Annotated in this window: 12 protein-coding genes; 7 read left to right on the top strand and 5 right to left on the bottom strand. The window is 28.9% G+C overall.

Translation table 11 applies throughout. From position 1 onward, the window contains the following. Window positions 1-159: 159 nt before the first annotated feature. The 5 genes from jag to rpmH are packed head-to-tail and all read right to left on the bottom strand — an operon-like array spanning window position 160 to window position 2,364. Window positions 160-789, bottom strand: coding sequence for an RNA-binding cell elongation regulator Jag/EloR (gene jag, locus ACRDBA_RS16600; protein WP_438574046.1), 630 nt, complete (start codon window positions 787-789; stop codon window positions 160-162). A 36-nt stretch (window positions 790-825) separates the two neighbouring features. Beyond that, entirely contained in the window at window positions 826-1,590 is a 765-nt protein-coding gene (gene yidC / locus ACRDBA_RS16605) for a membrane protein insertase YidC (RefSeq protein WP_438574047.1), read from the bottom strand. Between the two features lie 19 nt (window positions 1,591-1,609). After that, complete coding sequence (yidD, locus tag ACRDBA_RS16610; RefSeq protein ID WP_438574048.1) at window positions 1,610-1,819, bottom strand: membrane protein insertion efficiency factor YidD; 210 nt, start codon at window positions 1,817-1,819, stop codon at window positions 1,610-1,612. Then, on the bottom strand, window positions 1,819-2,169 hold the full coding sequence (rnpA, locus tag ACRDBA_RS16615) for a ribonuclease P protein component (protein ID WP_438574049.1): 351 nt from the start codon (window positions 2,167-2,169) through the stop codon (window positions 1,819-1,821). Before rnpA ends, yidD begins: the two co-directional genes overlap by 1 nt. A gap of 60 nt (window positions 2,170-2,229) precedes the next feature. Beyond that, a complete protein-coding gene (gene rpmH, locus ACRDBA_RS16620; protein WP_438574050.1) occupies window positions 2,230-2,364 on the bottom strand; it encodes a 50S ribosomal protein L34 in 135 nt (44 codons plus the stop codon). 537 nt (window positions 2,365-2,901) lie between these two features. Here rpmH and dnaA point away from each other — a divergent pair. From dnaA to gyrA, 7 genes are all read left to right on the top strand, one after another. After that, a complete protein-coding gene (dnaA, locus tag ACRDBA_RS16625) occupies window positions 2,902-4,263 on the top strand; it encodes a chromosomal replication initiator protein DnaA (protein ID WP_438574051.1) in 1,362 nt (453 codons plus the stop codon). Window positions 4,264-4,522: 259 nt separating this feature from the next. After that, window positions 4,523-5,623: a DNA polymerase III subunit beta gene (dnaN, locus tag ACRDBA_RS16630; protein WP_438574052.1), complete on the top strand. Its 1,101-nt coding sequence runs from the start codon at window positions 4,523-4,525 to the stop codon at window positions 5,621-5,623. Between the two features lie 57 nt (window positions 5,624-5,680). After that, on the top strand, window positions 5,681-5,887 hold the full coding sequence (gene yaaA / locus ACRDBA_RS16635; RefSeq protein ID WP_438574053.1) for a S4 domain-containing protein YaaA: 207 nt from the start codon (window positions 5,681-5,683) through the stop codon (window positions 5,885-5,887). Window positions 5,888-5,966: 79 nt separating this feature from the next. Continuing rightward, a complete protein-coding gene (gene recF / locus ACRDBA_RS16640) occupies window positions 5,967-7,052 on the top strand; it encodes a DNA replication/repair protein RecF (protein ID WP_438574054.1) in 1,086 nt (361 codons plus the stop codon). Window positions 7,053-7,065: 13 nt separating this feature from the next. Beyond that, window positions 7,066-7,326 carry an extracellular matrix regulator RemB gene (remB, locus tag ACRDBA_RS16645; RefSeq protein WP_438574055.1) on the top strand — a complete coding sequence of 87 codons (261 nt, stop codon included), beginning with the start codon at window positions 7,066-7,068 and terminating at the stop codon, window positions 7,324-7,326. Between the two features lie 57 nt (window positions 7,327-7,383). Further along, window positions 7,384-9,300, top strand: a complete 1,917-nt coding sequence (gene gyrB, locus ACRDBA_RS16650; RefSeq protein ID WP_438574056.1) for a DNA topoisomerase (ATP-hydrolyzing) subunit B — start codon at window positions 7,384-7,386, stop codon at window positions 9,298-9,300. Window positions 9,301-9,321: 21 nt separating this feature from the next. Then, window positions 9,322-11,883, top strand: coding sequence for a DNA gyrase subunit A (gene gyrA / locus ACRDBA_RS16655; RefSeq protein WP_438574057.1), 2,562 nt, complete (start codon window positions 9,322-9,324; stop codon window positions 11,881-11,883). The last annotated feature ends 568 nt before the right edge of the window (window positions 11,884-12,451 follow it).

Below are 12,451 nucleotides of genomic sequence, written 5' to 3' on the forward strand. Positions count from 1 at the left end.
GGCTGTTGCTATTGCACAAATTGTGTCAAATTCTTTCATTAGTTATCCTCCTTCTAAGTTGCTCCCCTTTCTTTATTATATCCCAATTTAGATAATATACATTTTACAAAAATAATTAAATTAAGTCAAAAATTCGAAAACAAAAAAAAGAAAGCTAAATTAGCTTTCTTTTTTTATATCAATGACTATTCTTCTATAAGGCTCTTCACCCTCACTATAAGTAGTAACAAATTCATTATCTTGTAATGCTGAATGAATTACTCTTCTTTCATAAGGATTCATAGGCTCTAACTTAAATAATCTTTTATTTTTTCTAACCTTGTAAGCTGCTTTTTCAGCAACTCTCTTTAAAGTTTCTTCCCTCTTTTGTCTATAATTCTCAGTATCTAAAACAATTTTTTTATAAGGTATATCATGGCCTTTATTAACAACTAAAGATATTAGATATTGTAGAGAATCTAAAGTCTCCCCCCTATATCCAATGATAACGCCCATTGCCGGACCCGTAAGATTAATATGAATTACTTCATTTTCTTCTTTAATTCCTATCTCAGCTTTAATTTCCATGGCATCAAGAACACTTCTTAAAAAGGTTCTTGCTTCCTCTAGATAATCTCTTTTAACCTTAACTAATATTCTAGCCGGTTTTGCTCCTATAAAATTAAAAAATCCTTTGTTTCCTTCGTCTATAATCTCAACTTCAACTTTATCTTTAGTAACATTTAATTGTTCTAATGCAGATTTTAATGCCTCATCTACATTTTTGCCTGTGATTTCTAATGTTTTCATACCCTATTCACCCACCTAGTAAATGCTAAAGCATTATTATTTTCTTTTTTTAGTTTTTGGTGTTGATTTCTTTGCATTTAAAGACACTTGTTCAGCTTCTTTAAGTGCTTTTTCTTCTTGTTTTTTCTTATATGGTAAATAATTTAAGAAATAAGTTTGAGCTAATTGAATCGCTCCCCCTATAACCCAATAAATAACTAGTATTGCACTAAAGTTTATAGACATTACACCCATCATACCAGCCATCATTAAATTCATAGTACCCATATTCATACCACCCTCTTCAGGTGATGGCATTGATTTAGATAATAATAAACTTGGTACATAAGTACTTAAGAATGCTAATACTGGTAAAATCATAAGCTTATCTCTTGAGAATACATCTGCTATCCATAAGAATGATGGATCAACTACTGCTGATTTATCTATATTCATAAATACATAATATAAAGCAAATAATATTGGTAGTGGTAATAATGTTGGTAAACATCCACCGAACATACTTACATTATTTTCTTTCATTAATTTTGATGATTCCATTTGCATCTTTTGTGGATCATTTGCATATTTTGCTTGTATTTTCTTTAACTCCGGTTGAATTGCTTGCATTCTAGCATTTGACTTAGTTGATTTAATATTTAATGGAAGTATTAACAATCTTATTATTACTGTAAAAGTTAAAATTGTTAGTACATAAGACATACCACTTGGCTGCATGTTGAATAAGTTAAGCAAGAATCCGTGTAGTCCATCAAATATAATCGTTAAGAAATTAGTTATTGGTGATAAAAACGACATCATAATCTATGTCTAACCTCCTTTATTTAACAGGGTCATATCCACCCTTTGAAAATGGATTGCACCTCAAAATTCTCTTTATTGCTAAAAATCCACCTTTAAGAGCACCGTATTTATTAATAGCTTCAATTGCATATTCTGAACAAGTCGGTACATATATACAACAAGGTGGTCTCATTGGTGAAATATATTTTCTATATAAAAATATTAACTTTAGCATTATTTTTTTCATTATTTATATAATCCTGCCTTTAAAAAAAGTTTTTTCATAGCTTCTTCTACTTCTGAATAACTTTTATCCTTAATTGAAGTTCTTGCAACAAAAACAAAATCATAACCATTTTTTAAGTTATGACAATTAAGTCTATAGCTTTCACTTATCAATCGTTTACTTCTACTACGAACTACACTGTTTCCAACTTTTTTACTTACAGAAATCCCTACTTTATTATATATAGATCCTTCTGCATCCTTGTTCTTTCTATTATTAAATGTATAAAGAACTAAAATAGAATTTGCCAGTGACTTTCCTCTTTTATATACAGTTCTAAATTCAGTATTTTTTCTTAATCTATATATCATTTTAGGCTCTGACTCCTTTTTTTCCTGCATTTGCAGAAAAAAGGCCACTTAATGCGGCCCTTATGCTGTTAATTTTTTTCTACCTTTTAGTCTTCTTCTCTTAAGAACGTTTCTTCCTGCTGAAGAGCTCATTCTTTTTCTGAATCCGTGCTCTTTTTTTCTTTGTCTCTTTTTTGGTTGGTATGTCATGAACATTCACTACACCCCCTTTAAAGTTTTTTATATAGTCAACAACTATATTTATCGAAAATTTTAAATTTACCTTATTATTATATATATATCATGATTTTATGTCAATACGCTATAAATTCCAATTTATTGTTGATAAATTAAATCTTTAAATCATATTTTTGTGGATAACTCCTTGAACACAGTATTTAACTTATGTTATTATTAATATTGACTGTGAATATTTTTGTGAATAAGTCGACTTATCCACAACTGTGGATTAAATTGTGAATAACTTGTTATCTTTATATTAATATCTTACTCAATTAGTAATATTTTTAGCAAATTTAATGAGTTTATTCCGTGTTAATAATGTTTAAAACTGTACATACTTATATTGTGGATAACTTTAGTTATCTTTTTGTATCAACATAATTATTAACATGTGCATAATTTTATTAAGTATTTCTATTATTAACATGACCTGTTAATAATTATGTTGATATATTGTTAGTAAATTGTTATTATATTATTTCAAAATTTATTTTAAATGGAGGATATTCGATGGATGCCGAGCTTAAATCATTATGGGAAAAAACATTAAATATTATAAAAGGTGAGATGAGTGAAGTTAGCTTTAACACATGGATAAAAAGTTGCGAACCAATTTCTATATCTTCCAATACTATCAGAATCAGCGTTCCTAACTCTTTTACACAAGATATATTAGAAAAACGTTATAAAGATTTAGTCGTTAATTCTATAGAAGCTGCTTGCTCCAAATTATATAGTGTAGAATTTTTAATAGAATCTGATATTAAAGAAGAAGAAGAAGTTCAAAAAGAGCAACTAAATGAAAAAAAAGAAAATAAGCCAACATTAAATGTAAATGCTGATGTATCTAGTACATTAAATCCAAAATATACTTTCGATTCCTTTGTAATAGGTAATAGTAATAGATTTGCTCATGCTGCATCTTTAGCCGTTGCTGAATCTCCTGCAAAAGCTTACAATCCATTATTTATTTATGGAGGCGTTGGTTTAGGTAAAACTCACTTAATGCATGCAATAGGTCATTATATACTACAAAATAATCCTAATGCTAAAGTAGTTTACGTTTCATCAGAAAAATTTACTAATGAACTTATTAATTCTATTAAAGATGATAAAAATGAAGAATTTAGAAATAAGTATAGAAATGTAGATGTTCTACTTATAGATGATATTCAATTTATTGCTGGAAAAGAAAGAACTCAAGAGGAGTTTTTCCATACATTTAATGCTTTGCACGAAGCAAATAAACAAATAATTCTATCATCAGATAGACCACCAAAAGAAATTCCTACATTAGAAGACAGATTAAGATCTAGATTCGAATGGGGTTTAATAGCTGATATTCAAGCTCCTGATTTTGAAACAAGAATGGCCATTTTAAAGAAAAAGGCTGATGTAGAAAAATTAAATGTTCCAAATGAAGTAATGGTTTATATCGCTACAAAAATTAAATCAAATATAAGAGAACTTGAAGGCGCATTAATAAGAATAGTTGCATACTCATCTCTTACTAATAGGGCAATTAGTAGTGATTTAGCAACTGAAGCTTTAAAAGACATTATATCTAATAAACAAAATAAAAATATTACTATAGATATAATTCAAGATGTTGTTGCAAGCTATTTTAATTTACGTATAGAAGATTTGAAATCACAAAGAAGAACTAGAAACGTAGCTTATCCAAGACAAATAGCTATGTACTTAAGTAGAAAACTTACAGATATGTCATTACCAAAAATAGGTGAAGAGTTTGGTGGTAGAGATCACACTACAGTAATTCACGCTTACGAGAAAATTTCAGATACATTAAATAGAGATGAAAGTCTACAACACACAGTAAATGATATAACAAAAAAATTAACTCAAAATTAATTAACAGATGTACATAACTTTATATAATTAAATGTGGATAAGTCTCAAAAGCAATTGTTCCTGTGTAAACTGTGGATAAGTAAAGATGATTTTGCTTCACTTATCCACAATATTTTTTTATAAAAAATTCAGTGTTTTCAAGGCCTAGGATGGGTTTTCAACATATCCACACAGCCTACTACTATTATTATTAATAATATTTAATATATTATCTTATTTAATAGAATAATCACTGTGTATAAATAAGGAGGTATTTTTAATGATTTTTATATGTGAAAAACATTTATTACAAGAAGGGATTTCAATAGTTAGTAAAGCTATAACTGGAAAAACAACAATGCCTATATTAGAAGGTATTTACATAAATGCAACTAAAGAAGGTTTAACTTTAGTTGGATCAGATATTGATGTATGTATAGAAACTAAAGTTTCTTCAGATGTATTAGAAGAAGGAAAAATAGTAATAGATTCTAAAATCTTTGGAGAGATAATAAGAAAACTACCTAATTCTGATGTTAAGATAGAAACATTAGAAAATGACATAATTCAAATAACTTGTGAAAAGTCTGTATTTAATCTTGTTTATATGAATGGAGAAGATTATCCAGCTTTACCAAGCATAAATGAGGATTTATCAGTAGAAGTTCCTCAAAATTTATTAAAAAATATGATAAAAGGAACATCATTTGCAATAGCTCAAGATGAAACTAGACCTATACTTCAAGGTATTTTATTCGAAGTAAAGAATAAAAGTTTAAATTTAGTTGCATTAGATGGTTATAGATTAGCTGTTAGAAATGAGTTTTTAGATAATGAAAATGATTTGGAAGTAGTTATTCCTGGAAAGACTTTAAATGAGGTATCTAAAATACTAGAAGATACATCAGATATAGTTAAAATAACATTTACTAATAATCATATATTATTTAATTTAGGAAATACTAAAATAATTTCTAGATTATTAGATGGAAAATTTGTAAATTACATATCACTTTTACCTCAAGAATATAAGATATTAGTTAATGTAAATAAGCAAGAATTACAAAATGGAATAGAAAGAGCATCATTAATGGCTAAGGATGGAAATAGCAATTTAATAAAATTAGATGTTCAAGAGGATACTCTAGTTATCACTTCTAATTCTCAATTGGGAAAAGTTAGGGAAGAAGTATCAATCAGCTTGCAAGGTGAAGATGTTCAAATTGCATTTAACTCAAGATATCTTTTAGATGTATTGAAGAATATGGAAGATGATGAAGTTAGATTGGAAATGACATCAAGCGTAAGTCCTTGTGTGTTAAAAGGAAAAAATACTCAAAATGCTAAATATTTAGTATTGCCAGTAAGATTAATAAGATAGTTGGAGGTGAATAAAACATGCATATTAAATTAATAAATATGCATGTTTTGAATAAATATGAAAGAAGTTAAAATTAATACAGAATTTATAAAACTAGATTCATTTTTAAAATGGTGTGGAGTAGCGTCATTAGGTTCAGAGGCTAAAATTTATGTTTTAGAGGAACTTGTTAAGGTTAATGGTGAAATTTGCACTCAAAGAGGCAAAAAGATAAGACCTGGAGATGTAGTTGAATTTGAAGGAGAGCAATTTAAAGTAATATAAGAAATATTACTTTAATATCTTTAGATTTTTCTATAATAATTTTTTACTCCTCTATGTTATAATTAAAAGGGGGTTAAAAATGTACATTAAAAAACTTCAAATGCTTAATTATAGAAATTATAAGATGCTAGATATAAATCTTGGTAAAAATGTTAATGTATTTATGGGTGATAATGCTCAAGGGAAAACTAATATACTAGAAGCTATGCATTATTGTGCATTTGCAAAATCTCATAGAACGTCAAAAGATAGAGAGTTAATATATTGGAATAGTGATAATGCCTATATTAGTGTAACTGTTGGAAGAGAAAGATTAGATAAGAGAATAGACATCAGTATATTAAAGGATGGGCGAAAAGCTATTAGAATAAATAAAGTTAAAGTTACTAAAATAGGAGAGTTATTTGGTAACTTTAATGTTGTAATGTTTTCACCAGAGGATTTAAAGATAATAAAGGATTCCCCAGGAATAAGAAGAAAATTTATTGATATGGAGTTATGTCAATTAAATTCAAGATATTATTATAATTTAGTGCAATATAATAAAGTTTTAAACGAAAGAAACATGCTTTTGAAAAATAGAGACATTGATGAAGAAATTTTAGAAATTTATGATATTCAATTGGTGAAATATGGTTATGATATAATAATAGATAGGCTTAATTATATGGATAAGTTGAATCTCTATGGAAAAGAGATACATAATGATATATCTTCAGGAAAAGAAGATATAGAGTTTAAATATATAAGTACGATTAGAGATCTAAACAATGTTGAAGATAATTTTTATCAGCTTTTAAAAAAGAATAGAAAAAAAGACATTGAAAAGAGAATAACTAGTATAGGTCCTCATAGAGACGACTTTTCAGTACTTATAAATGATGTTGATACTAAGAGCTTTGGATCTCAAGGTCAGCAAAGAAGCGCAGTATTAACTATAAAGTTTTCTTCTTTAAAAATAATAAAGGAGTTAACAGGGGAATATCCAGTACTTTTACTAGATGATGTATTATCTGAATTAGATTTTAGTAGAAAAAGATATGTGCTTAGAACTATTAGAGAAATACAAACTGTAATAACTTGTACTGGAATAGAAGATCTAACAGATTATTTAGATGAGAGATCTAAAGTTTTTAAAGTTAAAGATGGAGAAATCCTAAATTAGAGGAGGCGTTCTTGTGTTTTTGCATTTAGGAGAAAATGTAGTAGTTCCAGTCAAAGATGTAATTGGAATTTTTGATTTACAAACAACTATGTATAGTTCAGATACTAGCGCATTTTTAAGAATGGCAGAAGAAGATGGATTTGTTGAGAGAATTTCTAAAGATAAACCAAAATCATTTGTTATAGCGGAAGTAAATAAGATGAGTAAGGTGTACTTATCACCTATATCATCTTCAACATTAACTAAAAGAACAAATATAGATTATAATCCATAAATCCAATCTAAACCTTCATTGTGATTATAATACTTATGTGCTATTAAGGAGGAGCTTATGTTGGAACAAAATAAAGAAAGCTATGATGAGAGTCAGATTCAAGTCTTAGAGGGCTTGGAAGCAGTAAGAAAAAGACCAGGGATGTATATAGGAACAACAAGTTCAAGAGGTTTACATCACTTAGTTTATGAAATTGTAGATAATAGTATAGATGAGGCTTTAGCTGGCTTTTGTAAAAATATTGATGTATCAATAAATGAGGATAATTCTATCACAGTAGTTGATGATGGTAGAGGTATGCCTACAGGGATAAACCCTAAAATGGGTAAATCAACAGTAGAAGTAATTATGACTGTATTACATGCAGGTGGTAAATTTGGTGGTGGCGGATACAAAGTATCTGGAGGCCTTCACGGTGTAGGTGCTTCAGTTGTTAACGCTCTTTCAGAATGGTGTGAAGTAGTAGTAAAAAGAGAAGGCGCTGTATGGAAGCAAAGATACTCAAGAGGAAATGTTCTTTCTGAATTAACTAAAATAGGTGAATCAGAGGAAAGAGGAACAACTGTTAGCTTTAAACCAGATGCAGAAATATTCGAGGAAACAGAATATGATTTTGATATACTATCAAGTAGATTAAGAGAGTTAGCTTTCTTAAACAAAGGGATAAGTATAACATTGAGAGATAAAAGAGAAGAAGAAGAAAGAGTAGAAAACTATTTCTATGAAGGTGGAATAAAGGAGTTTGTTGCATACTTAAACAGAAATAAAGAAGTAATGCATCAAGAGCCTATATATGTTGAAGGTGAAAAAGATGGTATTATAGCTGAAATATCACTTCAATACAATGATGGATATAGCGAAAACTTATATTCTTTTGCAAATAATATAGATACTATAGAAGGTGGAACACATTTATCAGGGTTTAAAACAGCTTTAACTAGAGTTATAAATGATTATGGTAAGAAGTTTGGTCATTTAAAAGAAAATGATAAAAACCTTTCAGGAGAAGATATAAGAGAAGGATTAACTGCAGTTATTTCTGTGAAAATATCAGAACCACAATTTGAAGGGCAAACTAAAACTAAATTAGGAAACTCTGAAGTAAGAGGTGTAGTTGATTCTATACTTGGAGAAGGTGTTTCTATATTCTTAGAAGAAAATCCTAATGTAGGTAAAACTATTATCGAAAAGGGATTAATGGCTGCTAGAGCTAGAGATGCTGCTAGAAAGGCTAGAGAATTAACAAGAAAATCTGTACTAGAACGTTCATCATTACCAGGTAAATTAGCTGATTGTTCATCTAAGGATCCTATGGAATGTGAAATATATATAGTCGAAGGGGATTCAGCGGGAGGTTCAGCTAAGCAAGGAAGAGATAGAAAGTTCCAAGCAATATTACCTTTAAGAGGGAAAATATTAAATGTTGAAAAACAAAGATTAGATAGAATATTAACTGCTGATTCAATAAGATCAATGATTACTGCTTTTGGAGCAGGAATTGGTGAAGACTTTGATGCTGAAAAATTAAGATATAATAGAATAATAATAATGACAGATGCCGATGTTGATGGTGCTCATATTAGAACACTATTATTAACATTCTTCTTTAGATATATGAGAGGATTATTAGATGGTGGGCATGTTTACATAGCTCAACCACCATTATATCAAGTAAAGAAAAATAAAAAAGAATACTATGTTTATTCAGACAATGAGTTAGAAAAAATACTAACAGAAATTGGTGGAAAAGATAACTCAACTAATATACAAAGATACAAAGGTCTTGGTGAAATGAATGCTACTCAATTATGGGATACAACTATGGACCCTGAACAAAGAGTACTTTTAAAAGCAACAATAGAAGATGCTATTGCTGCAGATGAAATATTCACTATATTAATGGGTGATAAGGTTGAGCCAAGAAGAGAATTCATTCAAAAGAATGCTAAAAAAGTAAGTAATTTAGATGTTTAGTACTAAAACGAGGTGAAGTACATGAGTTTAAACGAGGGAAAAGTTATACCTATAGATATTAACAAGGAAATGAAAAAGTGCTACATCGATTATGCAATGAGTGTTATTGTTGGTCGTGCACTTCCTGATGTTAGAGATGGTTTAAAACCAGTTCATAGAAGAATATTATTCTCTATGCATGAATTAGGATTAGCTCCAGAAAAAGGGTACAGAAAATGTGCAAGAATAGTTGGGGAAGTTCTAGGTAAGTATCACCCACATGGTGATTCTTCAGTTTATGATGCACTAGTAAGAATGGCTCAAGATTTCTCAATGAGATATATGCTAGTGGATGGGCATGGAAACTTTGGTTCCGTAGATGGTGATAGCGCGGCAGCTATGAGATATACAGAAGCAAAAATGAATAAAATAGCTGCTGAAATGTTAAGAGATATAACAAAAAATACAGTAGAGTTTATTCCAAACTTTGATGGTGAAGAAAAAGAACCAACAGTTCTTCCTTCAAGATATCCTAACTTATTAGTAAATGGATCATCAGGAATAGCAGTTGGTATGGCTACAAATATACCACCACATAATCTAGGTGAGATTATTGATGGAACAATAATGTTAATCGATAATCCAGAAACAGAAATATTAGAGTTAATGACTGTAATAAAGGGGCCTGATTTCCCTACTGGTGGAATAATAATGGGGAAAGCAGGAATAAGAGCTGCTTATGAAACAGGTAAAGGTAAAGTTGTAGTTAGAGCTAAGGCTGAAATAGAAGAAGAAAATAATAGACATAAAATAATAGTTACAGAAATACCTTACCAAGTAAATAAGGCTAAGCTTATAGAAAATATTGCAGACTTAGTAAAAGATAAAAAGATAGTTGGTATATCTGATTTAAGAGATGAGTCAGATAGAGAAGGAATGAGAATAGTTATAGAACTTAAGAGAGATGCAAATCCTAATGTAGTTCTAAACATGTTATATAAGCATACAAAAATGCAAGATACTTTTGGGGTCATAATGTTAGCATTAGTTAATAATCAACCACAAGTATTAAATATAAAACAAGTATTAAATTATTATATTGAATTCCAAAAAGAAGTTATTACAAATAGAACTATTTTTGAATTAAATAAGGCTGAAGCAAGAGCTCATATCTTAGAAGGTTTAAGAATAGCTTTAGATAACATTGATGAAGTAATTAGCATAATCAGAGGATCAAAGACTTCAGAAATAGCTAAGAATACTTTAATAGAGAGATTTGGATTAAGTGAAAAGCAAGCTCAAGCAATCTTAGAAATGAGATTAAGAAGACTTACAGGATTAGAAAGAGATAAAATAGAAGATGAGTATAATGAATTAATGAAATTAATTGAGTACTTAAATTCAATACTTGCTAGTGAAGAAAAATTACTAGGGGTAATTAAGGATGAATTATTAGAAATAAAAGCTAGATATAATGATGAAAGAAGAAGTGTTATTGAAAAAGTAGTTAATGAAATAGATATTGAAGATCTTATTCAAGAAGAAGAGGTTGTTGTTACATTAACTCATTCAGGATACATTAAGAGAATATCAGCTGATACTTATTCTGCTCAAAGAAGAGGGGGGAAAGGTATTCAAGCAATGTCTACAAAGGAAGATGACTTTGTAGAACATGTTAATATTACCTCAACTCATTCTGATGTATTATTCTTTACTAATAGAGGTAGAGTGTATAAGTTAAGAGCATATGAAATTCCTGATGCAGGTAGAACAGCTAAGGGAACTAATATAATTAACTTAATATCAATAGAGCAAGATGAAAGAATAGAAACTGTATTAACAGTTAGAGATGATGTTAATGATGGATTCTTATTTATGGCTACTAAGCAAGGATTAGTTAAGAAAACACATCTTTCAGAATTTAAAAATCTTAGAAAGAATGGATTAATAGCTATTAACTTAAGAGATGGTGATGAACTTCTTAAAGTTAAAGTTACTAGAGGTGATGCTGATATTATATTAGCAACTCAAAATGGTAATGCAATTAAGTTTAATGAGCAAGATGTAAGAGCAATGGGTAGAACTGCTGCTGGAGTTAGATCTATTAATCTAAAAGAAGATGATATAGCTGTATGTATGGATATAGCAGTAGAAGGTGAAGATTTACTTGTTATTAGTGAAAATGGTTTTGGTAAAAGAACGCCAGTTACAGAATATAAGAGACAAAAAAGAGGTGGAACTGGTCTTATAACATATAAGATTTCAGATAAGACAGGTAAGCTAGTTGGTGCTACTGTATGTAAAGTAGATGATGAGCTTATGTTAATAAACACAAGTGGAGTTGCAATAAGAATTAATGTTGCAGATGTATCAGTAACAAATAGATCTGCTATGGGTGTAACATTAATGAGAACTATAGAAGAAGAAAAAGTTGTAGCTATTGCTAAAATTAGTGGTAACGGTGAAGAAAAAGAGGAACAAATAGAACTAGACGGTGAAATTAGTGAAGAAGTAAATGTTGAGACTTTAGAGTCAAACAATAATTCTAATGATAATGGATTAGAAGAATTATTAGAGAGAGCAGAAGAACAAGACGAAGAATAATAGTAAATTGGTACTAATTTTAATTAATTAGTACCAATTTTTTTGTTTCAATATTCAAGTAGCTACTAAATACACATAATAATAGAACGTTGATTAGTATTGTTTAACTTAAATTGCATAATAATTAGGTGATAAATAGTAAAAAATGATAGTTAAAATATAGATTACTAAAGAAAATAAGCATACTCTATTCCAGGCGTATCAATGATAGAAAAACATATAAAAAATAAGAATAACATAGAAAAATTAAAATAATTTAATTAAACGGATGTTATTGAGTTTGAAACATATGAAATAAGATGTTAAGATAAATCTCGTCGCTGAGAGATGCGGCAACAAATTGAAAACAACCAAGAAAAACAAAAAAGTTTTTTAAAAAGTTGTTGACAATAAACAAAACAAATGATAATATAAAGAAGTCGCTTGAGAGCGATGAAGAAAATGGTCTTTGAAAATTGAACAGAATAAAAGTTAAGTAATAACCAGCAATTCTTTTGAGAGTCTTAAAAAAGACTCAAAGTAATTTGAGCAACAGATTAAACTTTTTAGTGAGAGTTTGATCCTGGCT

This window comes from Clostridium sp. (assembly GCF_051654825.1).
Taxonomy (GTDB): domain Bacteria; phylum Bacillota; class Clostridia; order Clostridiales; family Clostridiaceae; genus Clostridium.

Excerpts from the sequence above, each read along its gene's own strand:
- jag (WP_438574046.1), bottom strand. The coding sequence starts at position 789 with ATGAAAACATTAGAAATCACAGGCAAAAATGTAGATGAGGCATTAAAA.
- rpmH (WP_438574050.1), bottom strand. The coding sequence starts at position 2,364 with ATGTTCATGACATACCAACCAAAAAAGAGACAAAGAAAAAAAGAGCAC.
- gyrB (WP_438574056.1), top strand. The coding sequence starts at position 7,384 with ATGTTGGAACAAAATAAAGAAAGCTATGATGAGAGTCAGATTCAAGTC.
- recF (WP_438574054.1), top strand. The coding sequence starts at position 5,967 with ATGTACATTAAAAAACTTCAAATGCTTAATTATAGAAATTATAAGATG.
- dnaN (WP_438574052.1), top strand. The coding sequence starts at position 4,523 with ATGATTTTTATATGTGAAAAACATTTATTACAAGAAGGGATTTCAATA.
- yidC (WP_438574047.1), bottom strand. The coding sequence starts at position 1,590 with ATGATGTCGTTTTTATCACCAATAACTAATTTCTTAACGATTATATTT.
- rnpA (WP_438574049.1), bottom strand. The coding sequence starts at position 2,169 with ATGATATATAGATTAAGAAAAAATACTGAATTTAGAACTGTATATAAA.
- gyrA (WP_438574057.1), top strand. The coding sequence starts at position 9,322 with ATGAGTTTAAACGAGGGAAAAGTTATACCTATAGATATTAACAAGGAA.
- dnaA (WP_438574051.1), top strand. The coding sequence starts at position 2,902 with ATGGATGCCGAGCTTAAATCATTATGGGAAAAAACATTAAATATTATA.
- yaaA (WP_438574053.1), top strand. The coding sequence starts at position 5,681 with ATGAAAGAAGTTAAAATTAATACAGAATTTATAAAACTAGATTCATTT.
- yidD (WP_438574048.1), bottom strand. The coding sequence starts at position 1,819 with ATGAAAAAAATAATGCTAAAGTTAATATTTTTATATAGAAAATATATT.